This window comes from Streptomyces sp. NPDC017979 (genome assembly GCF_044328175.1).
GTDB lineage: Bacteria > Actinomycetota > Actinomycetes > Streptomycetales > Streptomycetaceae > Streptomyces.
The window spans coordinates 300,895-327,596 of sequence record NZ_JBIRGU010000003.1 but is presented as its reverse complement, the minus strand read 5'-3'; the positions used below and the strand labels follow the sequence as shown (position 1 = coordinate 327,596).

Annotated in this window: 20 protein-coding genes; 8 read left to right on the top strand and 12 right to left on the bottom strand. The window is 72.0% G+C overall.

The annotated features are described in order from the left end of the window. The first annotated feature begins 188 nt into the window (after window positions 1–188). Together ACH4E8_RS10990 and ACH4E8_RS10985 are read left to right on the top strand one after the other, a co-directional pair. A complete protein-coding gene (locus tag ACH4E8_RS10990) occupies window positions 189–2,234 on the top strand; it encodes an APC family permease (RefSeq protein ID WP_398446584.1) in 2,046 nt (681 codons plus the stop codon). 163 nt (window positions 2,235–2,397) lie between these two features. Then, a complete protein-coding gene (locus ACH4E8_RS10985) occupies window positions 2,398–3,558 on the top strand; it encodes an alkaline phosphatase PhoX (RefSeq protein WP_398446582.1) in 1,161 nt (386 codons plus the stop codon). A gap of 48 nt (window positions 3,559–3,606) precedes the next feature. On the opposite strand, the gene ACH4E8_RS10980 is transcribed toward ACH4E8_RS10985, so the two are convergent. The 3 genes from ACH4E8_RS10980 to dusB all read right to left on the bottom strand — a co-directional run bounded on the left by ACH4E8_RS10980 (window position 3,607) and on the right by dusB (window position 9,695). After that, window positions 3,607–4,656, bottom strand: coding sequence for an ArsR/SmtB family transcription factor (locus tag ACH4E8_RS10980; protein ID WP_398446580.1), 1,050 nt, complete (start codon window positions 4,654–4,656; stop codon window positions 3,607–3,609). 678 nt (window positions 4,657–5,334) lie between these two features. After that, window positions 5,335–8,052 carry a pyruvate, phosphate dikinase gene (gene ppdK / locus ACH4E8_RS10975; protein WP_398446578.1) on the bottom strand — a complete coding sequence of 906 codons (2,718 nt, stop codon included), beginning with the start codon at window positions 8,050–8,052 and terminating at the stop codon, window positions 5,335–5,337. 434 nt (window positions 8,053–8,486) lie between these two features. Then, window positions 8,487–9,695 (bottom strand): tRNA dihydrouridine synthase DusB, encoded by a 1,209-nt coding sequence (dusB, locus tag ACH4E8_RS10970; RefSeq protein WP_398446576.1) that lies wholly within the window; start codon window positions 9,693–9,695, stop codon window positions 8,487–8,489. A 73-nt stretch (window positions 9,696–9,768) separates the two neighbouring features. Between dusB and ACH4E8_RS10965 the strand changes: the two genes are divergently transcribed. Then, entirely contained in the window at window positions 9,769–11,214 is a 1,446-nt protein-coding gene (locus ACH4E8_RS10965) for an MFS transporter (RefSeq protein ID WP_398447278.1), read from the top strand. 111 nt (window positions 11,215–11,325) lie between these two features. Here the strand turns inward: ACH4E8_RS10965 and ACH4E8_RS10960 are convergent, their stop codons facing one another. Beyond that, window positions 11,326–11,562, bottom strand: coding sequence for a DUF6243 family protein (locus tag ACH4E8_RS10960; RefSeq protein WP_398446574.1), 237 nt, complete (start codon window positions 11,560–11,562; stop codon window positions 11,326–11,328). A gap of 216 nt (window positions 11,563–11,778) precedes the next feature. Further along, window positions 11,779–13,164, bottom strand: coding sequence for a glycine--tRNA ligase (locus ACH4E8_RS10955; RefSeq protein WP_398446572.1), 1,386 nt, complete (start codon window positions 13,162–13,164; stop codon window positions 11,779–11,781). 144 nt (window positions 13,165–13,308) lie between these two features. Here ACH4E8_RS10955 and ACH4E8_RS10950 point away from each other — a divergent pair, with 144 nt between their 5' ends. The 4 genes from ACH4E8_RS10950 (at window position 13,309) to ACH4E8_RS10935 (ending at window position 17,114) form a co-directional block, all read left to right on the top strand. Continuing rightward, on the top strand, window positions 13,309–14,373 hold the full coding sequence (locus ACH4E8_RS10950; protein ID WP_398446571.1) for a metal ABC transporter substrate-binding protein: 1,065 nt from the start codon (window positions 13,309–13,311) through the stop codon (window positions 14,371–14,373). Then, complete coding sequence (locus ACH4E8_RS10945) at window positions 14,370–15,146, top strand: metal ABC transporter ATP-binding protein (protein ID WP_398446569.1); 777 nt, start codon at window positions 14,370–14,372, stop codon at window positions 15,144–15,146. The genes ACH4E8_RS10950 and ACH4E8_RS10945 overlap by 4 nt, the downstream gene beginning before the upstream one ends. A gap of 3 nt (window positions 15,147–15,149) precedes the next feature. Next, entirely contained in the window at window positions 15,150–16,034 is an 885-nt protein-coding gene (locus ACH4E8_RS10940) for a metal ABC transporter permease (RefSeq protein ID WP_398446567.1), read from the top strand. A 648-nt stretch (window positions 16,035–16,682) separates the two neighbouring features. Further along, window positions 16,683–17,114 (top strand): transcriptional repressor, encoded by a 432-nt coding sequence (locus tag ACH4E8_RS10935; protein WP_361532000.1) that lies wholly within the window; start codon window positions 16,683–16,685, stop codon window positions 17,112–17,114. Between the two features lie 64 nt (window positions 17,115–17,178). Here the strand turns inward: ACH4E8_RS10935 and ACH4E8_RS10930 are convergent, their stop codons facing one another. From ACH4E8_RS10930 to ACH4E8_RS10905, 6 genes are all read right to left on the bottom strand, one after another. Further along, entirely contained in the window at window positions 17,179–18,015 is an 837-nt protein-coding gene (locus ACH4E8_RS10930; protein WP_398446565.1) for an isoprenyl transferase, read from the bottom strand. 72 nt (window positions 18,016–18,087) lie between these two features. Continuing rightward, a complete protein-coding gene (recO, locus tag ACH4E8_RS10925; protein ID WP_361965609.1) occupies window positions 18,088–18,834 on the bottom strand; it encodes a DNA repair protein RecO in 747 nt (248 codons plus the stop codon). 63 nt (window positions 18,835–18,897) lie between these two features. After that, window positions 18,898–19,605 (bottom strand): response regulator, encoded by a 708-nt coding sequence (locus ACH4E8_RS10920; protein ID WP_398446563.1) that lies wholly within the window; start codon window positions 19,603–19,605, stop codon window positions 18,898–18,900. Beyond that, window positions 19,602–20,840: a sensor histidine kinase gene (locus ACH4E8_RS10915; RefSeq protein ID WP_398446561.1), complete on the bottom strand. Its 1,239-nt coding sequence runs from the start codon at window positions 20,838–20,840 to the stop codon at window positions 19,602–19,604. The genes ACH4E8_RS10920 and ACH4E8_RS10915 overlap by 4 nt, the downstream gene beginning before the upstream one ends. Before the next feature lie 74 nt (window positions 20,841–20,914). After that, the gene (locus ACH4E8_RS10910; protein WP_398446559.1) at window positions 20,915–23,047 is read right to left on the bottom strand and encodes an MMPL family transporter; all 2,133 of its coding nucleotides are present in this window, start codon (window positions 23,045–23,047) and stop codon (window positions 20,915–20,917) included. Window positions 23,048–23,444: 397 nt separating this feature from the next. Next, window positions 23,445–24,212: an AraC family transcriptional regulator gene (locus ACH4E8_RS10905; RefSeq protein WP_398446557.1), complete on the bottom strand. Its 768-nt coding sequence runs from the start codon at window positions 24,210–24,212 to the stop codon at window positions 23,445–23,447. Window positions 24,213–24,326: 114 nt separating this feature from the next. Here ACH4E8_RS10905 and ACH4E8_RS10900 point away from each other — a divergent pair, with 114 nt between their 5' ends. Further along, window positions 24,327–25,799, top strand: a complete 1,473-nt coding sequence (locus ACH4E8_RS10900; RefSeq protein WP_398446554.1) for an MFS transporter — start codon at window positions 24,327–24,329, stop codon at window positions 25,797–25,799. A 12-nt stretch (window positions 25,800–25,811) separates the two neighbouring features. Here ACH4E8_RS10900 and ACH4E8_RS10895 read toward each other — a convergent pair whose 3' ends face one another. Continuing rightward, window positions 25,812–26,516 (bottom strand): TerB family tellurite resistance protein, encoded by a 705-nt coding sequence (locus ACH4E8_RS10895; RefSeq protein ID WP_398446552.1) that lies wholly within the window; start codon window positions 26,514–26,516, stop codon window positions 25,812–25,814. Window positions 26,517–26,702: the final 186 nt, after the last annotated feature.

Genomic DNA, 26,702 nt, shown 5'->3' with positions numbered 1-26,702 from the left:
CCCGCGGGCGGCGGCCCGACGGATTCCTGACGCGTTCCCTACGCCCCGCGTCAACATCCCGTGAAGACGGCCCCCTTGGACGCAAGAGTCATGACAAAGGGACGCGCACGACGAAAAACGCTCCCTCACGCTGGGGTGCCGCCCTCACGGCGAGGGCCACCAGGGAGGGATCCACCACGATGACCAGCATGTCCACGTCGTCGGACGCCTCCGGAGACGCGGCCACGCCGACTCCGGACGCCCCAGCCAGACCCGACACGCCCGCAGGCCCGAACGGCGTCAGCGACCCCGGAGGCGCCGGAGCCCCTCGGGGCACCGGGAACACCAAGAACACCGGGAACACCGATGCGCCCGGAGGCATCGGGAACACCGCAGACACCGACCGCCCCACCAAGCCCGACCGGCGCGAGAAGCACCGGCTGACCTCGCTCCAGGGCCTCGCCGCCCTCTCGTTGGACGCGATGGCCTCGGTGGCGTACGGCCCCGAGGCCATCGTGCTCGTCCTCGCCGCGGCCGGCGCGGCCGGGCTCGGCTACACCCTCCCCGTGACCCTGGCGATCGCCGCGCTGCTCGCGGTGCTCGTGGCGTCGTACCGCCAGGTCATCGCCGCCTTCCCGAACGGCGGCGGCTCGTACGCGGTCGCCCGCCGGCACCTGGGCAAGCGCACCTCGCTGACGGCCGCCGCCTCCCTCGTCCTCGACTACGTGCTGAACGTGGCCGTGTCGGTGACCGCCGGCGTCGCCGCGCTGACCTCCGCCTTCCCCTCCCTCTACGACGACCGGATGTGGCTGTGCGCGGGCGTCCTGGTCCTGGTGACGGGCGTGAACCTGCGGGGCATCGTCGATTCGGCGAAGGCGTTCATCGTGCCGACGGCGGTCTTCGTGGGATCGATCCTGACGCTGATCGTGGTCGGGCTGTTCCGCAGCGCACCCGCGTCCACCGAGGCCGCCGCCGGCCACGCCTCCGCGCTGGGCGACGACGCCACCACCGTCGGCGCGCTGCTCCTGCTGAAGGCGTTCGCGTCCGGCTGTTCGGCGCTGACGGGAGTGGAGGCGGTGGCGAACGCCGTGCCGTCCTTCCGGGCGCCCGCCGCCCGCCGCGCCCAGCACACCGAGGTGGCGCTCGGCGCGCTCCTCGGCGTGATGCTGATCGGGCTGTCCGTCCTCATCGGCCGCTTCCAGCTCCAACCGGTGGAGGGCGTGACGGTGCTGGCGCAGCTCGCGGACGCCTCCCTCGGCCACAACTGGGGCTTCTACGTGGTGCAGTTCGCCACGGTCGTCCTGCTGGCGCTGGCCGCGAACACCTCCTTCGGCGGGCTGCCGGTGCTGATGTCCCTGCTGGCCAGGGACAACTACCTGCCGCACGTCTTCCGGCTGAAGGCCGACCGCGAGGTGCACCGCCACGGCGTGCTGGCGCTGGCCGCGGTCGCGGCGCTGCTGCTGCTCTTCTCCGGCGGCGACACCAACACCCTGGTGCCGCTGTTCGCGATCGGCGTCTTCGTCGGCTTCACCATCTGCCAGGCCGGAATGGTCGTCCACTGGTACGCCGAACGCTCCGCGCGCTGGCGGCTCAAGGCCGCCCTGAACGGCCTGGGCGCCCTGCTGACCGGAGTGAGCACGGTCGTGGTCACCGCGACCAAGTTCACCGAGGGCGCCTGGCTGGTGGTGATCGCGCTGCCGCTGCTGGTGCTGCTCTTCGAGCGGGTGCACCGGGCGTACGGCAGCATCGACGACCGGATCGGGCTGGGGCGGGTCCCCGAGGCACCGCACCGGGACCGCTCCCTGGTGATCGTGCCGGTGTCGCACCTGTCCCGGCTCACCTGCGAGGCGGTGAACGCGGCCGTGTCCCTGGGCGACGAGGTGCGGGCGGTGACGGTCACCCACGACGACGCGGAGGACCAGGAGGCGGCGCGTGAGCTGCGCCGGGACTGGGCGCGGTGGAACCCGGGCGTGGAGCTGGTGGAGCTGCGCTCGGAGCACCGGACCATAGGACGTCCGGTGTCCCAGTACGTACGGCGGGTGTACCAGTACCACCCGGGGACCCGGGTGACGGTGTTGATACCGGAGGTGGAGCCGGACCGCTGGTGGCAGCGGCTGCTGCAGAACCAGCGGGGCGCGGTGCTGGCGCACGCGGTGCGCCGGGACACGCAGGCGGTGATCTGTCGACTGCGCTTCCGGTTGCCGGGTCCGGGTCCGGTCCCGGGGCCGCCGTCCCCGTCGGACCCCGTCAACTGATGGGCCGGTAGGAGCAGTCGGGGACCACGCCCGTTCACATGTACGACGACGAAAGGCCCGACCTTTGTCGTGCACTCGTCAACCGCTGGTGCTACGTTCCCTCCGCACGGCCCCGTCCGCCGTCCGGCGCGACGGGTGACCCCCCATTCCCCTGGAGCGATACGTGGAACGTCGCAACTTCCTGCGCGGAGCGGTCATCGGTGCGTCGGCGACCGCCTTCGGCGGCTCGCTGTGGCGGGGCGCCGCCCTCGCCGACCCCGCCCAACCCGGCCCGGGCCCCTACGGCGCCCTGCGGCCGGCCGACGCCAACGGCATCCAACTGCCGAACGGCTTCAGCAGCCGCTTGATCGCCCGCTCCGGGCAACGGGTCGGGCCCAGTTCGTACGCCTGGCACGGCGCGCCCGACGGCGGTGCGTGCTTCGTGGACGGCACCGGCTGGATCTACGTGTCGAACGCGGAGTTGTCCACCGGAGGCGGCGCGGGCGCGGTGCGCTTCTCCTCGTCCGGGGCGATCACGGACGCGTACCCCATCCTGTCGGGCACCCGACGCAACTGCGCGGGCGGCGCGACGCCGTGGAACACCTGGCTCTCCTGCGAGGAGGTCGGTCGCGGCTACGTCTTCGAGACGGACCCCTGGGGCGTGAAGCCCGCGGTGCGCCGGGACGCGATGGGCCGCTTCGTGCACGAGGCGGCGGCGGCCGACCCGGTCCGCAAGACGATCTATCTGACCGAGGACGAGTCCAACGGCTGTCTGTACCGCTTCACCCCCACCACCTGGGGCGACCTCTCCTCCGGCAAGCTCCAGGTGCTGGTGGCGGGCTCCTCGACCACCGGCAGCTACCGCTGGGCGGACGTCCCGGACCCGGACGGCTCCCCGACCGCGACCCGCAGCCAGGTGTCGGGGGCGAAGAAGTTCAGCAGCGGCGAGGGCTGTCACTACGCGGACGACAAGCTGTGGTTCACCACCAAGGGCGACAACCGGGTCTGGCAGCTCAACCTGACCAGCAGCACCTACGAGTTGGCGTACGACGACTCCCTGGTCACCGGCGGCAGCGCGCCCCTCACCGGGGTGGACAACGTCACCTCCGCCGCGTCCGGGGACCTCTTCGTCGCCGAGGACGGCGGGAACATGGAGATCTGCGTGATCACCCCGACCGGGGTCGTCGCACCGTTCCTGCGGATCAACGGCCAGTCGTCGTCGGAGATCTGCGGGCCGGCCTTCTCGCCGAACGGGTCGCGGCTGTACTTCTCCAGCCAGCGCGGCACGACCGGCTCGTCGTCCGACGGGATCACCTACGAGGTGACGGGCCCCTTCCGCACGTGACGGGCCCCTTCCGCACCTGAAGCCCGCCCGCGCCCGCGCCGGCGGGGGTCAACCCGCCGGCGCCTCCGCAGGAGCGCCGCCCCGCAGCAGGGCGGCGCCCAGCGGGGTGAGGGTGTGCAGCACGGCATTGCCGTGCCGCAGGGTCAGCACCAGCCCCGCCTCCCGCAGCACGGCGGCGTGCTGGCTGGCCGAGGCGAGCGAAACGCCCGCCCTGCGGGCCAGTTCGCTGGTGGTGCAGCCGTACCGGATGGCCTGGAGCACGACCGACCGGGTGTGGCCGACGAGCCGCCCGAGAGAGGGGCCGAGCGCCGAAGACCCCTCGCCGAAGGCGGGGTCGGGCGCATGGGCCACCGGATAGACCAGGACGGGCGGCAGCGTCGCGTCCCGCAGCACCACGGGGGTGCCGCGACAGAAGAACGACGGCTGGAGCAGCAATCCGCGCCCGTCGAGGTGCAGTTCGCGGTCGACCGGGTAGTCCGCCTCCAGGACGGGCGCGCGCCAGCGCAACACCGGCGGCAGCGAGCCCAGGAGTTCAGCGGCGCCGCCGTCGAGCAGCGCCCGGCCCCGTACGGCCCGGTCCGCCTCGACCCTGGCTTGAATGTGCGGCCAGTACGGCTCGATCGCCGCCCGGTGATACCCGCGCAGGGCCGAAAGCAATCGGGACAGCGCCTGGGGCGCGCCCTCGGCGAGACCGCCGATGACGGCCGCTCCCGAAGGGGCCGCGGGCCCGGCAGAGGGGCCGGATGCAGGGCCGGACGCACGCGCGGATGCACGTGCTGCTGAAGCGAGGGTCAGTTCGGAATGTAACCGCGCGGGCGCGGTGGCCCGTATCGCTTCGAGGCCGGATTCCAACCCACCGCCCGCTTCCGGCGGGGTCAGGAAGTCCGGAAAATATCCCTTGGGCGGGACCAGTGCGGCCAGCAGGTTTGTTTCACCGTTCAACCGGGCACGGGTTTCCGTACGCCATTCCCCGAACATCAGGGCACGGCGCCGCTCCCGCAATCGATGAAAACTGAGAATCGTTTCCCACAGGACATCCGGTTTTGCCGCCATTCTCACTTTGGCCAGATCGTCGCCCGTGAAATGGATACGGAGCACTGAACCCCCACTGTTGCACCAGCAATCGCCCCCTACCCCTGAGTATGCACGTCATCACAACCGGTTACCAGGGAGTTTCAGCCAGAGTTGAAATGTCTCGCCCAGCCCGGGTGCGAACCGAAATCCTGTACCGCGTCGGGCAGGTTCCTTCTGTCTCCGATGGACGAGGCGAAGACCGTGGGGGGCTTTGCACGTCCGGCGGCGGGTGACAGAAGGTGCGGCTCCCTGTCCGGCCGGGGTAATGGGGCGCGGCCCGCGGATGGGGATCCACGGGCCGCGCCCCGCCCATGTTGGACGGAATGTCATCCTCCGCCGTTTGTGGCGTCTGAAGAGCTGAATTCAGAAGACACTTTTCGGAAGTCCGGTAAACACCGCGCCAGGGCACACGGCCCCACACGGCTGAGCACCACGGAGCGCCATTGAGCGCAAATGAACGCGTCCCAACGGGCGAATCAACGCAGCCCAACGCAGGCGCACACCCCCACGCCCCGCGCCCCACTCACGCGCCACCACGCCCCACCCGCACGCCCCAGCACGCCGCACCCGCCGTCGCTGCACGAAGGCGTCAGAAGACCTACGAGGACGTACGAAGGCAATGAAGAAGGAGCGGGCGCCCCGCACATGGCGCCCGCTCCTCGTCTTGCGGCCGCGGCTCAGCCGCGGCCTCCCCGCCCGCGGTCAGCGCGAGTCGCTGCCCTGCGACACCGCGGCCGCGCGCCCCGCTTCCAGCCGCGCCACCGGCACCCGGAACGGCGAGCAGGACACGTAGTCCAACCCCACCTCGTGGAAGAAGTGCACCGACTCGGGGTCGCCGCCGTGCTCGCCGCACACGCCCAGCTTCAGCCCCGGACGGGTGGCCCGCCCCGCCTCCACCGCGCTGCGCACCAGCGATCCGACGCCGTCCTTGTCGATGGTCTCGAAGGGCGAGACCCCGAAGATGCCCTTCTCCAGGTAGGCGGTGAAGAAGCTGGCCTCCACGTCGTCCCGGGAGAAGCCCCACACGGTCTGGGTGAGGTCGTTGGTGCCGAAGCTGAAGAACTCCGCGGCCTCCGCGATCTGAGCGGCGGTCAGCGCCGCCCGCGGCAGCTCGATCATCGTGCCCAGCGCCAGCTTCAGCGAGGTGCCGGTGGCCGCCTCGACCTCGGCGATGACCCGCTCCGCCTCGTCGCGGACGATCTCCAACTCCTGGACCGTGCCCACCAGCGGGATCATGATCTCGGCGCGCGGATCGGCCTTGGCGTCCTTGCGGGCCGCGGCGGCCTCGGCGATCGCGCGCACCTGCATCGCGAACAGACCGGGGATGACCAGCCCGAGCCGTACGCCGCGCAGCCCCAGCATCGGGTTCTGCTCGTGCAGCCGGTGGACGGCCTGGAGCAGCCGCAGGTCGTTCTCGTTGTGGTCCTTGCGGGACTCGGCGAGCGCCACGCGCACGGACAACTCGGTGATGTCCGGCAGGAACTCGTGCAGCGGCGGGTCGAGCAGCCGGACCGTCACCGGCAGTCCGTCCATCGCCTCGAACAGCTCGACGAAGTCCTTGCGCTGGAGCGGCAGCAGCTTCTCCAACGCCTCGGCGCGCTCCTCGTCGTGGTCGGCGAGGATCAGCCGCTCCACCATCTCGCGGCGCTCCCCGAGGAACATGTGCTCGGTGCGGCACAGCCCGATGCCCTGGGCGCCGAACCGCCGGGCGCGCAGCGCGTCCTCGGCGTTGTCCGCGTTGGCCCGCACCCGCAGCCGGCGCACCCGGTCCGCGTACGCCATGATCCGGTGCACGGCGCCGACCAGTTCGTCGGCGTCGTCCGCGCCCGCGTGCATCCGACCCTCGAAGTACTCGACGACCGGGGACGGCACGACGGGCACCTCGCCGAGGTACACCTTGCCGGTGGAGCCGTCGATGGAGACGACGTCGCCCTCCTCGACCACGGTGCCGTTCACCGTCATCCGGCGCCGCTTGGTGTCGACCTCCAGCTCCTCCGCGCCGCAGACGCAGGTCTTGCCCATGCCGCGGGCGACGACGGCGGCGTGCGAGGTCTTGCCGCCGCGCGAGGTCAGGATGCCCTCGGCGGCGATCATCCCGTCCAGGTCGTCGGGGTTGGTCTCGCGCCGGATGAGGATGACCTTCTCGCCCGAGCGCGACCACTTGATCGCGGTGTACGAGTCGAAGACGGCCTTGCCGACCGCGGCGCCCGGCGATGCGGCGATGCCCCGACCCAGCAGGGTCACCGGAGCGTCCTCGTCGAAGCGGGGGAACATCAGCTGGGCGAGCTGGGCCCCGTTGACCCGCTGGAGCGCCTCGGCCTCGTCGATCAGCCCCTGGTCGACGAGTTGGGTGGCGATCCGGAAGGCGGCGCCGGCGGTCCGCTTGCCCACCCGGGTCTGGAGCATCCACAGCCGTCCGCGCTCGATCGTGAACTCGATGTCGCACAGGTCCAGGTAGTGGTTCTCCAGCGTCTCCATGATCCGCATGAGCTGGTCGTACGACGCCTTGTCGATCGACTCCAGGTCGGCGAGCGGCACGGTGTTGCGGATGCCGGCGACGACGTCCTCGCCCTGGGCGTTCTGGAGGTAGTCCCCGTAGACGCCCTGCTGTCCGCTGGCGGGGTCGCGGGTGAAGGCGACGCCGGTGCCGGAGTCCGGGCCGAGGTTGCCGAAGACCATCGAGCAGACGTTGACGGCGGTGCCCAGGTCGTTGGGGATGCGCTCCTGGCGGCGGTAGAGCTTGGCGCGGTCGCCGTTCCAGGACTCGAAGACGGCCTTCACGGCGAGGTCCATCTGCTCGCGGGCGTCCTGCGGGAAGTCCCGCCCCGCCTGCGTCTTGACGATCTTCTTGAACTGCTTGACCAGCTTCTTCAGGTCGTCCGCCGCGAGGTCGGTGTCGACGCTGACGCCCTTGGCGGCCTTGGCGTCCTCCAGCGCCTCCTCGAAGAGTTCGCCGTCGACGCCGAGGACGGTCTTGCCGAACATCTGGATGAGCCGGCGGTACGAGTCCCAGGCGAAGCGCTCGTCGCCGGCCTGCTGGGCGAGCCCGACCACGGAGGCGTCGGACAGGCCGATGTTGAGGACGGTGTCCATCATGCCGGGCATGGAGAACTTGGCACCGGAGCGGACCGACACGAGGAGGGGGTCGTCGGCCTGCCCGAGCTTCTTGCCCATCTTCGCTTCGAGGGCGTCGAGGTGCGCACTCACCTCGGCGCGCAGCGCCGGCGGCTCCTCGCCGCTGTCCAGGTAGACCTTGCACGCCTCGGTGGTGATCGTGAAGCCCGGAGGGACGGGCAGACCGAGGTTGGTCATCTCGGCGAGGTTGGCCCCCTTGCCGCCCAGGAGGTCCTTGAGGTCGCGATTACCTTCGGTGAAGTCGTAGACGAACTTCTGCCCTTGGAGCTCTTTGGTTTCCGACACGGCTCTCGACTCCTCCGAGGCTCGCTGGCTGCCCTGACGGCGAGGAACATACCCAGATCAAAGGCGTCTGGGTACGTCCACTTGGTCGTCATACGGCTGTAACCACTCGTCCGCCACCGGATCGAAAGTGAACCGACGGGCGAGCGGCCGAGAAGCTTCGCTTCACGACTTGAAGCCAAGGGGACGGGTCGTCACGCACGAACGGGGAAGAGTCGACGGAAGGTGAAGGAGTGCTCCACCTTGTGAACGCAGAGGGCCTGGCACGGAGTGTCACTCGTCTGAGATGTGCAATCGACCTTTGAGCGCTCATCCGAGCGCAACCCTTATCAAGGGTGGCGAGAATCACGCGCTGGCGAGGGGGTCCGTTCCATCATCCGGACGAGCGTCCCGAGGTGCGGCGCACCGCTCGGCACGCCCGATCCGCCGGCTGGCGGTCAGCCGCCGGAGGTGTCCAGCTCGGCGTCGGCGCTGACGCTCGCGCAGTCGTACGGGTCCTTCAACCAGCCGTCCGGCAGCACGACGCGGTTGTTGCCCGAGGTGCGGCCCCGGGGCCCGTCGGCGCCCGCCGGCCACGGTTGGTCGAGGTCCAGCAGCGCCAACTGCTCGTCCAGCTCCGCGAGGGACGAGGTGATGGCCAGCCGCTTGCGCATCTCGGAGCCGACGGCGAAGCCCTTCAAGTACCAGGCCACGTGCTTGCGGAAGTCGATGACACCGCGTGCCTCGTCCCCGATCCACTCCCCCAGCAGCTCCGCGTGCCGGCGCATCACCGCGGCGACCTCGCGCAGCGTGGGCGCCGTGCGCGCGGAACCGCCCTCGAAGGCGGCGACGAGGTCGGCGAAGAGCCAGGGCCGCCCCAGGCACCCGCGGCCGACCACCACGCCGTCGCACCCGGTCTCGCGGACCATCCGCAGCGCGTCGTCCGCGGACCAGATGTCACCGTTGCCGAGCACCGGGACCTCCGGGACGTGCTCCTTCAGCCGGGCGATGGCGTCCCAGTCGGCCGTGCCGCCGTAGTGCTGGGCGGCGGTGCGGCCGTGCAGGGCGATCGCGGTGACGCCCTCGTCCACGGCGATCCGCCCGGCGTCCAGATACGTGATGTGGTCGTCGTCGATGCCCTTGCGCATCTTCATCGTGACCGGCAGCGGGCCCGCGTTGCCCACCGCCTCGCGCAGGATGGCGCGCAGCAGGGGGCGCTTGAACGGCAGGGCGGAGCCGCCGCCCTTGCGGGTCACCTTGGGAACGGGGCAGCCGAAGTTCAGGTCGACGTGGTCGGCGAGGTCCTCGTCCACGATCATCCGGACCGCCTTGCCGACGGTCACCGGGTCGACCCCGTAGAGCTGGATCGAGCGCGGCGTCTCGGTCGCGTCGAAGTGGATCAGCTGCATGGTCTTCTCGTTGCGCTCGACCAGCGCCCGGGTGGTGATCATCTCGCTGACGAACAGCCCCTTGCCGCCGCTGAACTCCCGGCACAGGGTGCGAAAGGGCGCGTTGGTGATGCCGGCCATCGGGGCGAGCACCACCGGCGGCTGCACCGCGTGCGGCCCGATCGCCAGCACGGACGGCACCGCAGACGCCGCGGGCGCCGAGGTCGGTGCGGCGGGCGCGGACGGGGTCGGTTCGGGGGACGGGGCGAGCGTGGTCATCCGTCCATTCTCGCGTATGGCGCACCACGGGAGCGCGAAGGTCATTAGTTAACCGTACTATCGACATATGCATGTGTCTGAGCTCACATCGCGGCGCCGTTTGCTGGTGCTGGGCATCTGCTGCATGAGCCTGCTGATCGTCAGCCTCGACAACACCATCCTCAACGTGGCACTGCCGTCCATGGGCCGGGAGCTGGGCGCTTCCGTCTCCGGACTCCAGTGGACGATCGACGCGTACACGCTGGTCCTCGCCTCCCTGCTGATGCTCGCCGGCTCCACCGCGGACCGCATCGGCCGGCGCAAGGTCTTCATGGCGGGCCTGGTGCTCTTCACCCTCGGCTCGGCCCTGTGCTCCGTCGCACCGAGCCTGGAACTGCTGGTGGTCTTCCGGATGGTGCAGGCCGTGGGCGGCTCCATGCTCAACCCGGTCGCCATGTCGATCATCACCAACACCTTCACCGACCCGGCCGAACGCGCCCGGGCGATCGGGGTGTGGGGCGGTGTCGTCGGCATCTCCATGGCCGCGGGCCCCCTGGTCGGCGGACTGCTGGTGGACTCCGTCGGCTGGCGCTCGATCTTCTGGGTCAACCTGCCCGTGGGCCTGGCCGCGCTCCTGCTGACCTGGCGCTACGTCCCCGAGTCCCGCGCCCCGAGGCCACGGCGCGCCGACCCCGTCGGCCAGTTGCTGGTGATCGCGCTGCTGGGCTCCCTCACGTACGCGATCATCGAGAAGAGCCCGGTCGCCGCCGGGGTCGCCGCCGCTGCGCTGCTGGGCGTGCTGCTGTACGAGCCCCGGCGCCGGGAGCCCCTGATCGACCTGCGCTTCTTCCACAGCGCGCCGTTCAGCGGGGCGACGGTCATCGCGATCGCCGCGTTCGCCGCCCTGGCCGGCTTCCTCTTCATGAACACGCTGTACCTCCAGGACGTCCGCGGCTACTCCGCGCTGCACGCCGGGCTCTACATGCTGCCGATGGCCGGCCTCACCTTCGTCTGCGCACCGCTGTCGGGGCGCATGGTCGGCAGCCGCGGCCCCCGGCTGCCGCTGCTGATCGCCGGGGCCACGATGGCGGCCAGCGGACTGCTGTTCGCGATCTTCCAGGCCGAGACCTCGAACGCCCTGCTGTTCACCGGCTACGTGCTGTTCGGCATCGGCTTCGGCCTGGTGAACGCGCCGATCACCAACACCGCCGTGTCCGGGATGCCGAGGGCGCAGGCGGGCGTCGCGGCGGCCGTGGCCTCCACCAGCCGCCAGATCGGCGCGACCCTCGGGGTCGCCGTGATCGGCACGGTGCTGGCGTCCGGGGTGGCCACCGCGGCCGGCGCGGCGGCCCGCAGCACCGCCTACGCCGACTCCTTCCTGGACGCCAGTCGGACCGCCTGGTGGATCATCGCGGGCTGCGGGTTCCTGGTGTTCCTGGTGGGCGCGCTGACGACCGGTGCCTGGGCCCAGAGCACCGCGCTCAGTTGCGCGAACCGGCTTGAGGAGCCGGAGCCCAGCCCCGAGCCGTCCCGCGCCTGAACGTGAATGACGCAGTCGGGCGCCCGAACAACGCAGCCGGCCCCGGACCGCATACTGCGGTCCGGGGCCGGTTCATGCTCTCTTGCCCGCTACGGGGCGCTGCTCAGTTGCTCAGCCGTCCTGCTGCGCCGCGCCGTCCCCGGCCTGCTGCGGCTCGGTGGACTCGGGCGCATCGGCGGACGCGTCGCCCGCCGCACGGCTGCGCATCTTGCGCAGCAGCTCCGCCTTCTGGTCGGCGGACGCCTGGCGGTCGGCGGAGCCTGCGGGGCCGTGGCCCCGCTGCTCGGCCCGGGACAGCTTCTTGCGCTGTCCACCCACGCCGAGGAGGTTGTTGCGGCTCTTGGCCATGGTGTTCTCCCATGAGGGTGAGAAGTGACTGGAGGAATCGTCAGACGGGGCGGCGGCGCTGCGGCCGCCGCGCTCTCACTCGTAGACCTGGAAGAACGAAGACATGCCCTCGACACTACCCCCGCCCGACTGCCGGATGCACCCGGTTTTCCCTGCGCACGGAAGAGCCGGCCGGGCTCTGCGCCCGGCCGGCCCCTCCTCATGCCCTTACGCGGTTCAGCAGCCCAGCAGTCGGGCGCCGAGGTACGCCTGGATCTGGTCCAGCGAGACCCGCTCCTGCTGCATGGTGTCGCGCTCGCGCACGGTCACCGCGTTGTCGTCGAGGGTGTCGAAGTCGACGGTGACGCAGAACGGCGTGCCGATCTCGTCCTGACGGCGGTAGCGGCGGCCGATGGCGCCGGCGTCGTCGAACTCGATGTTCCAGTTCTTCCGCAGGTCGGCCGCGAGGCCCTTGGCCTTCGGGGAGAGCTGCGGGTTGCGGGAGAGCGGCAGCACCGCGACCTTCACCGGCGCCAGGCGCGGGTCGAGCCGCATCACGGTGCGCTTCTCCAGGACGCCCTTGGCGTTCGGCGCCTCGTCCTCGTTGTACGCGTCGAGCAGGAAGGCCAGCATCGAGCGGCCGACGCCCGCGGCGGGCTCGATGACGTACGGGGTCCAGCGCTCGCCGGCCTCCTGGTCGAAGTACGACAGGTCGTGGCCGGACGCCTTGGAGTGCGCGTTGAGGTCGTAGTCCGTGCGGTTGGCCACGCCCTCCAGCTCACCCCACTCGCTGCCGCCGAAGCGGAAGCGGTACTCGATGTCGGCGGTGCGCTTGGAGTAGTGGGAGAGCTTCTCCTTCGGATGCTCGTACCAGCGCATGTTCTCCTCGCGCAGGCCGAGGCCCGTGTACCAGTTCCAGCGCTGCTCCATCCAGTACTCGTGCCACGTCTCGTCCTCGCCCGGCTTGACGAAGAACTCCATCTCCATCTGCTCGAACTCACGCGTGCGGAAGATGAAGTTTCCGGGCGTGATCTCGTTGCGGAAGGACTTGCCCATCTGCGCGATGCCGAACGGCGGCTTCTTGCGCGAGGTCTGCTGCACGAGGGCGAAGTTGGTGAAGATGCCCTGGGCCGTCTCGGGCCGCAGGTAGGCGACGGAGCCGGAGTCCTGGGTCGGGCCGAGGTGGGTGGAGAGCAGGCCGGAGAACTGCTTGGGGTCCGTGAAGGCGCCCTTGGTGCCGCAGTGCGGGCAGTTGATGTCGGCGAGGCCGTTCTCGGGGGAGCGACCGCCGTGCTTCTCCTCGTACGACTCGACGAGGTGGTCCGCACGGTAACGCTTGTGGCAGGAGGTGCACTCGGTGAGCGGGTCGCTGAAGGTCGCGACGTGGCCGGACGCCTCCCAGACCTCGGTGGCGAGGATCACCGACGAGTCGATTCCGACGACGTCCTCACGGGAGGTGACCATCGCGCGCCACCACTGGCGCTTCAGGTTCTCCTTCAGCTCGACTCCGAGCGGCCCGTAGTCCCAGGCAGCGCGCTGACCACCGTAGATCTCGCTGCAGGGGTAGACGAAGCCACGGCGCTTGCTCAGGCTGACAATCGTTTCGATCTTGTCGGCGGCCACGGTGCTCTCTTCTAGGGAACGACGGCTAAGGGCGAATGCCTCAGGTTACCGGCGCTCGCACCCTCCGGATCAAATCGAGCGGCCCGTTCCCGGGGTGGGGAAGCTTGTTGACAATCGTTTCCACTTTTGTTGAAAATGAGTGTCATGAACATACGTCGCCCGATACCTACCGCCGCCGCCGCGGGAGCGGCCGTTCTCGGTCTGCTCGCACTGTCCGCCTGCTCCGACGCCGGAGCAGCCGACGGCAAGGAGGGCGGGAAGCTGTCGGTCGTCGCGTCGTTCTACCCGATGCAGTACCTCGCCGAGCAGATAGGCGGCGAGCACGTGAAGGTCACCACCCTCACCAAGCCGGGCGTCGAGCCCCACGACCTCGAACTCAAGCCGCGCCAGACCGCGCAGCTGAGCGAGGCGGGGTACGTGCTGTACCTCAAGGGCGTGCAGCCCTCCGTCGACGGAGCCATCGAGAAGGCCGGCGTCAAGCACACCACGGACGCCGCCGCGCTGACCGACCTGGACGTCGCCGGCATCGAGACGACCGCGGGGAAGAGCGGCGGGAAGAGCGGTGGGAAGAGCGGCGGCGGGAACGGCGCCGACGACGGCCACGGCCACGGCCACGACGAGCACGCCGAGGGCGAGGGCGAGGACGGCGGGCACAGCGCCGACGACGGACACAACCACGGCGAGGACGGCGCCGACCCGCACGTCTGGCTGGACCCGGTGAAGTACGCGGAGATCGCCGAAGGCGTCGGCGCCGCGCTGGGCAAGGCGGACCCCGACAACGCCGCCGCGTACGAGAAGAACGCGGACGCGCTGGTCACGAAGTTGAAGGCGCTGGACGCCTCCTTCCGGGACGGGCTGAAGAACACCACCACCAAGACCTTCATCACCACCCACTCCGCCTTCGGCCACCTCGCCGGGCGGTACGGGCTGGAGCAGGAGGGCGTCGCGGGCGTCGACCCCGAGGCCGAGCCCTCCCTCGCCCGCATCAAGGAACTCCAGTCCGTCGCCAAGAAGGACAACGTCACCACGGTCTTCTTCGAGACGCTCGCCAGCGACCGCACCGCGAAGACCCTCGCCGCCGACACCGGACTCAAGACGGACGTCCTCGACCCGCTCGAAGGCATCACCGACAAGTCCAAGGGCCGCGACTACTTCGAGGTCATGAACGCCAACCTGGTCGCGCTCAAGACGGCCCTGGGGGCGAAGTGAGCGCCCGGGGAACGCAGCAGCCGGTCATCGCGCTGCGCGGGGCGCGGGCCGCGCTCGGCTCCCGGCCCGTGCTGCGCGGCGTCGACCTGACCGTGGAGCAGGGCGAGGTCGTCGCCCTGCTCGGCGCCAACGGCTCCGGCAAGTCGACCGCCGTGCGCGCCGTGATCGGCCGGGTGCCGCTCACCGAGGGCCGCGTCGAGCTGTTCGGCACCGAACTGCGGCACTTCCGGCAGTGGGCCCGGGTGGGGTACGTGCCGCAGCGCACCAGCGCCGCGAGCGGGGTGCCCGCGACCGTGCGCGAGGTCGTCACCTCCGGACGGCTCTCCCGCACCCGGCTGGGCCTGCTCAGCCGCGCCGACCGGGCCGCCGTGGACCGAGCGATCGACCTCGTCGGCCTCGGCGACCGGGCGAAGGACTCGGTGGAGGCGCTCTCCGGCGGCCAGCACCAGCGGGTGCTGATCGCCCGCGCCCTCGCCTCCGAGCCCGAGCTGCTGATCATGGACGAGCCGATGGCCGGCGTCGACCTGGCCAGCCAGGAAGTCCTCGCCTCGACCCTGCGCGAGCAGGTCGCGGCGGGCACGACCGTACTGCTCGTGCTGCACGAGCTGGGCGCCATCGAGCCGATGATCGACCGGGCGGTGGTGCTGCGGGACGGCTGCGTCGCGCACGACGGCCCGCCCCCGAAGGCCGTGGGGCAGCACGCCCTGCCCGGCCACGACCACGTACACCCGCACGCGGCCGGCGAGCCGCTGCGCACCGGACTGCTGAGCTGACCCATGGAAATCCTCGAAACCGCGTTCATGCAGCGGGCCCTGCTCGCGGCCCTGCTGGTGGGCATCACCGCCCCCGCCATCGGCGTCTACCTGGTGCAGCGGCGCCAGGCGCTGATGGGCGACGGAATCGGCCACGTCGCGATGACCGGCGTCGGCCTCGGCTTCCTGCTGTCCACCAGCCCCATCTGGACGGCGGCCGTCGTCTCCGTCCTCGGCGCGGTCACGATGGAGCTGATCAGGGCGTACGGACGCACCCGCGGCGACATCGCGCTGGCGATGCTCTTCTACGGCGGCATGGCGGGCGGCGTGCTGCTGGTCAACCTCTCCGACGGCGGCTCCACGGCGAACCTCAGCTCCTTCCTGTTCGGCTCGCTCTCCGCGGTCTCCGACGCGGACCTGCTGGCGATCTCGCTGCTCGCGGGGTTCGTGGTGCTGGTCTCCGTCGGCCTGCGCCGCCAGCTCTTCGCGATCAGCCAGGACGAGGAGTTCGCCCGGGTCACCGGCCTGCCGGTGCAGGCGCTGAACCTGCTGATCGCGGTCACGGCCGCGGTGACCGTCTCGGTCGCGATGCGGGTGGTCGGCCTGCTGCTGGTGAGCGCGCTGATGGTGGTGCCGGTGGCGGCGGCGCAGCAGGTGTCCCGCTCCTTCCGCGCGACGTTCGCGCTGGCGGTGGGGATCGGGGTGGCGGTGACGCTGGGCGGGACGACGGCGTCGTACTACCGTGACCTGCCGCCCGGCGCGACGATCGTGTTGCTGGCGATCGGGGTCTTCGTGGCGCTGACGGCAGCGGCGGCGCCCTTGGCCCGCCGCCGTGCCCGCGCCGCGGAAGCGGACGCGACCTGCGCGACGGCGCCCACGCCCACCGGAGGCGTCCCGGCCCAGCGCTAGCCGCCTGGTGCCCTGCGGGCGCGCCAGCGGGCGCGCGAGCGCCGTTGCGGGCGATGCGGTAGGGCGTCTGCGGCCCGTCTGTGGCTTGTCGCGCAGTTCCTCCCCCTGTGCCCTGCGGGCACGGAAGCACCCCCAGCGCCCCTGAAAGCGCCGCATCACGCCGTAGCAAATGATGTCGTAGGGCGTCCGCCCCGCCGTCTGTGGTTGTTCGCGCAGTTCCCCGCGCCCCTGATTCGCTGCCCCCGTCACTCGTCTGCGGGCCGAGGGCATGGCATTTAGGGGCGCGGGGAACTGCGCGAACAACCACAGACGGGCCGCGGACGCCCTACCGCGTCGTCCGCAACGGCGCTGCTGCGTGGCCTGCCAGTACGGGGCGCTGGGGGTACCACCACGCCCTCTGGGCGTGGTGGGGGTGCTTCCGTGCCCGCAGGGCACAGGGGACAGATATGCGCGGGCAACCAGCGACGGTCCACGGGGACCAGTGCAGCCACAGGGTTACGGCGGGTGGGTCAGGGGCGCCCGGAAACGCCCGGGCGAGCGCGGAGAGGGGCGCGGGACTTACGGAGCGTGGGCCGATGGTTCGGTCCGCGGGTGGCGGGCTGGCAGAATTGGGGGGACAGGGTACGCGGGCCATACGAGGAGGCACCTGTGACGACGGCGCCAACCGGCGGGAACACCGCCCCCGTGCGAGGCCGGTCCACCCGGCAGCGCGCCGCGGTGGCCGCGGCGCTCGACGAGGTGGACGAGTTCCGCAGCGCCCAGGAGCTGCACGACATGCTCAAGCACCGGGGCGACTCGGTCGGGCTGACGACCGTCTACCGCACGCTCCAGTCCCTCGCGGACGCGGGCGAGGTCGACGTCCTGCGCACCAGCGACGGCGAGTCCGTGTACCGGCGCTGTTCCACCGACGACCACCACCACCACCTCGTGTGCCGCGTCTGCGGCAAGGCCGTCGAGGTCGAGGGCCCCGCCGTGGAGAAGTGGGCGGAGGCCGTCGCCGCCCAGCACGGCTACGTGAACGTGGCGCACACGGTGGAGATCTTCGGCACCTGCGCGGAGTGCGCCGCCGCCGGGAACTGACCCGGGCCGGGAAGCTCACGGAGGAAGGCCCCCGCAGGCGCACCGCCTCCGGGGGCCTTCGACGTCAGCCCGCGCTCGTCCCCGCGCCCTGCGCCGGCACCTCGTTCGGCTTCGCGCCCCCGAAGCGGCGGTCGCGCTGCGCGTACTCCAAGCACGCCCGCCACAGGTCGCGCCGGTCGAAGTCGGGCCACAGCACGTCCTGGAAGACGAGTTCGGCGTACGCGCTCTGCCAGAGCAGGTAGTTCGAGGTGCGCTGCTCGCCGCTGGGTCGCAGGAACAGGTCCACGTCGGGCATGTCCCCGTAGTACAGGTACTTCTGGAAGGTCTTCTCGGTGACCTTCGACGGGTCGAGCCGGCCCGCCGCCACCTCCCGGGCGATCTTCTGCGCGGCGTCGGCGACCTCGGCCCGACCGCCGTAGTTGACGCAGAAGTACAGCGTCATGGCGTCGTTGTCCTTGGTCTGCTCCTGCGCGACCTGGAGCTCCTGCACCACGGACTTCCACATCTTGGGCATGCGGCCCACCCAGCGGATCCGGATGCCGAGTTCGTCCATCTCGTCGCGGCGGCGCCGGATGACGTCCCGGTTGAAGTTCATCAGGAAGCGGACCTCGTCGGGCGAGCGCTTCCAGTTCTCGGTGGAGAAGGCGTACAGGGAGAGGTTCTTGACGCCCATCTCCAGGCAGCCCTTGAGCACGTCGAGCACGACGCCCTCGCCGACCTTGTGGCCCTCGGTCCTCGGCAGCCCGCGCTCCTTCGCCCAGCGGCCGTTGCCGTCCATCACGCAGGCCACGTGGTTCGGCACCAGTTCGGCGGGGATCCGCGGGGGGCGCGCGCCCGAGGGGTGCGGCTCGGGGACCTTGTACTCGCGGCGGGAACGGCCCAGGATTCCGCGTCGTGCCATGCGGCTCACTTCTCCTACGTGTCGCTCGTACTGCTTCTGCGTGTTCTGCGGGTGTCGCTCGTACTGCTTCGATCACTTCTCGACGTAGCGCAGGGAGCGCAGCCCGCGCTCCATGTGCCAGTGCAGATAGGCGGAGACCAGCCCGCTGCCCTCCCGGACGTGGCGCGCCTCGCAGGCGTCCGCCGTGGGCCAGTCGCCGGTCAGCAGCGCGCTGAGCAGCGTGATGGCCTCAGCCGAGGGTACGACGCTCCCCGGCACCCGGCAGTCGCCGCATATGACGCCGCCCGCCGCGACGGAGAAGAAGCGGTTCGGCCCCTCCAGGCCGCACTTGGCGCAGTCCACGAAGCTGGGCGCGTAGCCGTTCACCGCCAGCGAGCGCAGCAGGAAGGCGTCCAGGATGAGGTGCGGCGCGTGCTCGCCCTGGGCCAGCGCGCGCAACCCGCCGACCAAGAGGAGGTACTGCTGGACCGCGGGTTCGCCCTCGTGGTCGGTGAACCGCTCCGCGGTCTCCAGCATCGCGGTGCCGGCCGTGTAGCGGGCGTAGTCGGCCACGATGGCGCCGCCGTACGGGGCGATCGTCTCGCTCTGGGTGCACAGCGGCAGGCCGCGGCCCACCAGCTCGCTGCCGCGGGCGAAGAACTGCACGTCCACGTGGGAGAAGGGCTCCAGCCTGGCCCCGAACTTCGACTTCGTCCGCCGCACCCCGCGCGCCACCGCCCGGACCCGTCCGTGCCCCCGCGTCAGCAGGCTGATGATGCGGTCGGCCTCGCCCAGCTTCTGCGTGCGCAGCACGATCGCATCGTCGCGGAACAGACTCATGGGCCCCATTGTCCCCCAGCGCGACGGGCCCCTCGGACGGCCCGGGCCGCCGGCCGGGCCGGGCTACCCCTCCCCGGGAACGACCAGGCCCGACTCGTACGCCACGATCACGAGCTGTGCCCGGTCGCGGGCGCCCAGCTTGCCCATGATCCGGCTGACGTGGGTCTTCGCGGTGAGCGGTGAGAGGGCGAGCGCATCGGCGACCTCGGCGTTGTTCAGTCCGCGGGCGACCAGGGCGAGGACCTGGCGCTCGCGGTCGGTGAGGTGGTCGGGTCCGGCGCCGGCGTTCGGTACGGGCGGGCTCGGCGCGGCCAGCACGCGGGCGATGAGCCGGGACGTGGGGCCCGGCGAGAGCAGCGCTTCGCCCGCGGCGACCGTGCGGATCGCGGCCAGCAGGTCGGCGGGACGGGTGTCCTTGACGAGGAAGCCGGAGGCGCCGGCGCGCAGCGCTTCGACCACGTACTCGTCGGTGTCGTACGTGGTCAGGACGAGGACCCGGACGCCCGCGAGGTCGTCGTCGGCGGCGATCCGCCGGGTGGCCTCGATGCCGTCGAGGTGCGGCATCCGGATGTCCATGACGGCGACGTCGGCGCGCTCGCTGCGGGCGAGTTCGACGGCCTCCGCGCCGTTGCCGGCCTGCGCGACGACCTCCATGTCGGGGGCGGAGGAGACGAGCAGCGCGAAGGAGGCGCGGACGAGGTGCTGGTCGTCGGCGAGGAGGACGCGTATCGGGGCGGCCGTGGCAGCCGGGTCTGCGGGGGCGGGTCTCATGCGGCGGGCTCCGGTTGTCTCAGGGGCAGGACGGCGAGGACCTCGAAGCCGCCGTCGGGGCGGGGGCGCGCCAGCAGGGTGCCGCCGACGCTGCGGGCCCGCTCGCGCATGCCGACGATGCCGAAGCCGGGCGGCTGGCCGGGGGCGGCGGCGGGCAGCGGCTCGCCGGCGCCGTCGTCGCTCACCGCGACGTGCAGGGCCTCGCCGCGACGTTCGACCGAGACCTCTATGCCCACGCCCGCACCCCCGTGGCGCACGGCGTTCGTCAGCGACTCCTGGACGATGCGGTACGCGGCCACCTCGGCGGCCGGCGGGAGGCGTTCCCCGCCCGGGCGCAGGGTCAGCCGGGCGCCGGACGCGGCCGTGAGTTCGGGCAGCGAGGCGAGTTCCGGCAGCGGGCCGCTGGGGGCGCCGGTGGTGTCGGTGCGCAACACCGTGAGCGTGGTGCGCAGTTCGCCGCGGGCGGCGCGGCAGGTGTCGGCGATGTCGTCGAGCGCCTTGGCGATGGCCGCGCGGTCGAGCCGGTCGGGGTCGACGGTCAGCACGTGGGAGGCGACGGAGGTCTGCACGCCGATGAGGGTGATCGAGTGGGCGAGGAGGTCGTGCAGGTCGCGGGCGATGCGGATGCGCTCCTCGGCGACGCGCCGGGCGGCCTCCTCCTCCCGGGTGCGCTCGGCGTGTTCGGCGCGGGCGACCATGGAGGCGACGTACTGCCGGTAGATCCGCACGTCCATGCCGACGACGAGGAAGACGATGATCCAGCCTGAGGTCCGCAGCGACTCCAGGCCCTCGTGGGCGCCGACGGTGAACATGGTCGTCAAGGTGAGGCCGACGACGGCGCCCCCGACGACGACGGCGTGCAGCGGGCGGACGAGCGAGGCGAAGGTGTAGACCGCGAGCACCGACCCGGCCATCGGGGCGCCGTGCGCGTTGTCGAGCGCGTGGTACGGCGCCACGCACAGCACGCAGACGACGAGCACGGCGTACGGGTGGGAGCGCCGCCACACCAGCGGCAGGATCGCGCCGGCCAGCAGCGTCCAGCCGAGGGCGTCGGGGCGGCGCTCCTCGCCGGCGAGGAAGGCCGCCGCAACGGCGGCCACCGCGATGACGGCGGTGATGAGGGCGTCGTTGCGGGTCCGGTGCGGGGTGGACAGCGGATCCCGGCTCACCGCGGTGAGCACGCCCCCGAGCCGGCCCCCACCCCGTGCGGCGTCCTTCGACGGCTTCGGTTGCATCGCTCCATCCTGGGTCACGGGTCGGGTGGTGGGGAGGGCGGGGGCGCACTCGTCCGCCCGGATCGCTCCGGCGGTCAGGTGCCGACGGACTCCCGCTCCACCACGGGCCGTTCGCGCACGGTCACCGGCTTGGACAGCTTCCCCGGCCACCAAACGGCCCGCCCCAGCAGCAGGCTGGCGGAGGTCACCAGGTACGTCCGCACCAGGAAGGTGTCCAACAGGACGCCGACGGCGACCAGGAAGCCCATCTCGACCAGCGCCACCAGCGGCAGGTTCATCAGCACCGCGAAGGTCGCGGCGAGGACCACGCCCGCGGAGGCGATCACGCCGCCCGTGGTGCGCAGCGCGGTCAGCGCCGCGTCGGCCGGCTCCTTCCCGGCGAGCGCCTCCTCCCGCATCCGGTGCATCAGGAAGATGCCGTAGTCGACTCCGAGGGCGACGAGGAAGACGAAGGACAGCAGCGGCATGGTCGGATCGACGCCCTCGAAGCCGAAGAGCGGTTCGAAGACGAGCCCGCCCAGGCCCCAGGCCGCGCCCCACACGGCGACGACCGCGGCGGTGAGCAGGGCGGCGGCGACCACGGACCGCAGCAGGGCGATCAGGATCAGCAGGACCGCGCCGAGGACGAGCGGGATGACGATCGCACGGTCCCGGGCGTTGGTGTCCGCCAGGTCGAGCGCCTGGGCGCTGGGCCCGCCGACGTACGCCCCCGAAAGTGCGTCCCGCAACTCCTCGATCGTCGCGGTCTCCCCCGCCGACTCGGGCGGGTCCTCGGCGAAGACGGCGAGTTCGGTCCAACCGTCGGCGCTGCGACCGCGCTCCACTCCGGCGACCCCTTCCACGGCCGCGGCCTCGGCCCGCAGTTCGTCCGCGCGGCCGGTGGGCGCGATCACGCTGATGGGCTGGGCGCTGCGCTCCGGGTAGGCGTCGGCGAGCCGTTCCATCGCCGACACGGACTCGGGCCGGTCGGTGAACCCGTCCTCCGTCTTCAACCCGCCCGGCAGGTTGAACGCACCGAGCGCGAGCGCGCCGAGCAGGGTGACGCCGGTGACGAGCACCGCGAGCGGCCGGCGGCCGGCGGAGCCGCCCATCCGGGCGAAGAGCGAGGTGCGGTTCGGCGCCGCGGCCCCGTACGCCGGGACCAGCGGCCAGAAGACCCGGCGCCCCAGCAGGACGAGGAGCGCCGGCAGCAGCGTCATCATCGCGGCGAGGGCGCCCACGACGCCGATCGCGCCGACCGGGCCGAGCCCGCTGACGCTGTTGAGGTCGGCCGCGAGCAGACAGAGCAGTCCGGCCGCGACCGTCCCGCTGGAGGCGAGGACGGCGGGCCCGCAGCCGCGCAGCGCGGCCACCATCGCGTCGTACGGCAGCGGATGGCGGCGCAGCTCCTCGCGGTAGCGGGCGACCAGCAGCAGGGCGTAGTCGGTGCCGGCGCCGAAGACGAGGACCGTCATCACGCCGGCGCTCTGGCTGGTGACGGTGAGGCCGAAGCCCTCCACGAGGCCGTAGACGGCGGCCCGGGTCAGCAGGGCGGCGACGCCGACCGTGAGCAGCGGCACGAGCCACAGGAAGGGGCTGCGGTAGGTGATGATCAGCAGCACGGTCACCACGGCCACGGTGGCGAAGGTCAGGGTGCCGTCGATGGTGGAGAAGACCTCCTCCATGTCGGCCTGGAGCGCGGCGGGGCCGCCGACCTCCGCCCGCAGCCCGTCGCCGCCCGATACGGCGTCGCGGATGTCGGCGACGAACTCGGCCTGCTTCTCCTCGTCGTTGCCGGGCTCGGTGGTGACCAGCGGCACCATCAGCGTGCCGCCGTCCGTCGACGGCACGGACTGGGGCGGCACGGTCAACCGGTGTTCGGCGGCGATCGCCGCCACCTGGCCTTCGACGGCGCCGCGGTCGGCCTCGGTGAGGCCGCCGTCCCGGGTGTAGACGAGGACGACCTCGGTCGTCGCGCCGCCGGGCAGGCTCTGCTCGACCTTCGCCACCTGGGTGGAGTCGGCGCTGGCCGGCAGGTAGTCGACGACGTTGTCCCGCTGGACCTCTTCGAGCTTGCCCGCGAAGGGCAGCGCGACGGCGACGACGGCGACCCACAGCGCGAGGAGGGCCCACGGCAGGGTCCGCCGTCGCCGGCCCGCTGCGCCCGGCCCGTTGGTCGCGGGCGTCGGCGGCGGCTGCTCGACGGGAGCAGGTGTGGTCGAACCCATGGGTCGTTTCCCCCTTCGTGACCGGACGGTGCCTCGCCCGTCCGAGGCCACCAGACTCCCGCCGTTGCGCGGTGGATTCGTCGGACGGTGGGGCGAGATGGGGCGTACTGCGGCGGTGGGTCCGCCCGGCCGGTTACTCCCCGGGGAGTACGGCCAGCGGCTCGGGAGTGTCTTCAAAGTGGCGTCGTCCGCCCTTGGGGCGGGCCTGGCGGGGTCTGGTGCGTGCGATCTCCCCCTGTGCCCAGAGGGCACGGGGGGACCTCCAGGCGGAGGAGGGAGTCAATGCGGTGCATTGGCGAATGACGACAACGCTGGGGGTGCCTCCGTGCCCGAAGGGCTACGGGGGAGAGCGTGCGTGCCAGACCCCGCCAGGCAGACGGGACTCTGAAGACACGACCTAGTCCGCGGTACCGCTGAGGTAGCGGCCGGGCGAGGTGCCCACGGTGCGGCGGAACGCGGCGAGGAAGGCGCTGGCGGTGGCGTAGCCGACGGCGTGCGCGACCCGGGACACCGGCTGTCCCTCGGCGAGCAGCGGGAGGGCGGCGCGCAGCCGCGCGTGGGTGCGCCAGTGGTCGAAGTGCATGCCGGTGTCGTGGACGAAGAGCCGGGTGAGGGTCCGCCGGCTGACGCCGACCGCGCGGGCGTGGGCGTCGAGGGTGCGGGGGTCGGCGGGGTCGGCGAGGAGGGCGTCCGCCACGGCCCGCACCCGCTCGTCGCACGGGCTCGGCACGTCGATGGGCGCGGCGGGCAGCGGGTGCAGCAGGTCCGGTACGACCGCTTCGGCCCGCAGCCGGGCGTCGTCGGCGAGGTCGGTGCGCCCCAGGTGGACGATGAGCCGGGCGAGCAGTCCGTCCACGGCGACGGGGGTGGGCTCGGACCAGTCGACGGTGCAGAGTTCGGGTCGGAAGTACAGGGAGCTGAGGACCGCTTCACGGGTGGCACCGGGCCGGTGGACGGTGCCGGCCGGTATCCACAGGGCGCGGGTGGGCGGCAGCACCCAGTAGGTGTCGTCGACGGCGACCGAGATCACCCCGCGGCTGCTCCAGGCGAGTTGGTGCTGGGAGTGGCTGTGCGCCTCGAACCACTCGCCCGAGGTGAGCGGGAAGCTGCCGACGACGATGGCGCCTATGCCGACGGGGGCGTCGCACGGTTCGGGGATGGCCACCCGGCTCGTCACCTCCCGTGGCGCGCGCCGGCGCACACCACCGTGTCCTCAATGCGCTATTGCCTGGCCCGGTAGCATATCGCGGCCATCTGACCTGCTGAATAGCGTCGTCGTATGACTGCAATCACAACGACGACGCAGGTCATCCGGGGCAGTCGCCGCACCGCGGCGCTGGTCCTGCTGTCCTTCGTCCACTTCATGCTGGTCCTCGACGACTCGGTGGTGAACGTCGCTCTCGCCACCGTCCGGGACGACCTCGGATTCGGCACCGCCGGCCTCGCCTGGGTGGTGAACGCCTACTTCCTCACCTTCGGCGCCCTGTTGCTCCCCGGCGGGCGCGCCGCCGACCTGTTGGGCCGCCGCGCGGTGTTCGTCGCCGGCGTGAGCCTGTTCGGGGCGGCGAGCCTGGCGTGCGGACTGGCGCAGGAGCCCTGGCAATTGGTGACGGGACGGTTCCTCCAGGGCACCGGCGCCGCGCTGGCGAGCCCGGCCGCGATGTCGATGATCACGCTGATGTACCCGGGCGAGGGCGAGCGGGCGAAGGCCATGGGCGTCTGGGGCGGGGTCGCAGCCCTGGGCGGCACGACGGGCCTGGTGGTCTCCGGCGTGCTCACGGACCTGCTGTCCTGGCGGTGGGCCTTCTTCATCAACGTGCCGATCGCGGTGGGCGCGCTGCTGCTGGCGCCGCGTCTGCTGCCCGGCGGCCGGCCGGCCCACCGGCCCCGCATCGACGTTCCCGGCGCGCTGCTGGGTACGGGCGCCCTGCTGGCGCTGGTCAACGGTCTGCTGCGGACGGCGGAGTCGGGCTGGGACCCGCAGACCGCGGTGTCCCTGCTGCTGGCGCTGGTGCTGGGGGCGGCGTTCCTCGTCGTGGAGGCGCGCACCGCCGAGCCGTTGGTGCCGCTGGCGTTCCTGGCGGTACGGGTCCGGGCCGTGGCGTACGGCACGTCCCTGCTGTTCACCGCGGCCTTCTTCGCCCTGACCTTCCTGATCATGCTGCACCTGCAGAACGTGCTGGGGTACAGCCCGCTGGGCGCGGGCATGGCCTACCTGCCGTACGCGGGCGGCGTGTTGACCGGCGTCTGGCTCTCGGCGCGCACCGTCGCGCGCTTCGGTGTGCGTCCGCCGCTGGTGGTGTCGTTCGTCGTGAGCGCGATCGGCATGCTGATGCTGTCGCGGGTGTCGGAGGGCGACGGCTACGCCACCGCGGTGCTGCCCGGGGTGATCGTCGTCTCCGTCGCTTCGGGGCTGGGCTTCCCGGCGCTGGCGATCGCCGCCGTCACCGACACCACGGAGCGGGACGCGGGCCTAGGGTCGGCGCTGCTGAGCTCCGTGCAGCAGATCGGCGGCGCGGTGGGCATCGCGGCACTGGTGTCGCTGGCGTCCAGCCAGGGCGACCCGGTGCACGGCGGCGGGGACGCGGCGACGGACGGCTTCGCGCTCGCGATGGTGGTGGCGGCCGGGTTCATGACGCTCGGCGCGGTGGCCATCGCGACGCTGATGCCGGGCCGCACGCCGACCGACGGAAGGCCGGGCGACGCGAAGGAGGCGCCGACGGCAGCGGCGTCATCGGACGCCGACGGCTGAACGCGCCCGCGGTCAGGGCGAGTGGGTGCGGGCGGTGTCCAGCAGTCGTACGGTGTCGGCGGCCGGCAGCCGCAGCGCCGTGCCCACCGTCGTCAGCACCTCCCGCTCCGCCGGGGTGTAGGGCCCGTCGGCGAGCGCGATCCGGGCGCCCTGGAGCAGGATCGACTCCCGCCCCGCCGGCGCGAGGTGGGGCGCCAGCGGCTCCAGCGCCTCGTGCAGTTCGATGGCGAGGGCGGCGGCAGCGCCCCCGTAGGGGCCGGCGTCGGTGACGAACCGACCGGTGTCGGCGGCCAGCGCCTCGATCAGCGCGGTGAGCTGGTCCTCGGTGCAGTCGTGCAGACCGGCGGCCCGGACGGTGGCCAGGGCCGTCTCCCGTACGGAGCGCGACGAGACGCCGCCGGCGACGAGGACGGCGAGGGCGACGGTGTGCACCGCGTCGCGCAGCATCGCGGAGAAGCGCGCGGTGGTGGGGTGGTCGAGCGCGTCCATGCCGAAGTGGCCGTGACAGGCGGCACATTCGACGACGGGTCCGGCCGAGCCGCGCGGCAGCAGCGGGATGCCCAGCAGGGTGAAGCGCCTACGGCCGGTGCGCCGGCGGTAGTTGCGGTCGCCGCCGCACGCCGTGCAGAAGAACTCCCCGTCGGCGACGGTGTGCCACGAGGTGTGAACGCCGCAGACCACTACCTTCCGGCCAAATACTCCTCGGCCAGTCCGCACTCAGCACCTCCGCCATGCTCCCCGCGGCACCGCCGCGTTGGCGTGATGTTAGCCACATGGACGGGGGGCCGTCAGCACCTCGGAGCCAGCCGGACGGCACATGGCCGATTCCCGACGACCGTCACGACGCCCGTGCCCCGGGCCGTATCCGTACGGGAACGGCCCGGGGCACGGGGTGCGGACGCC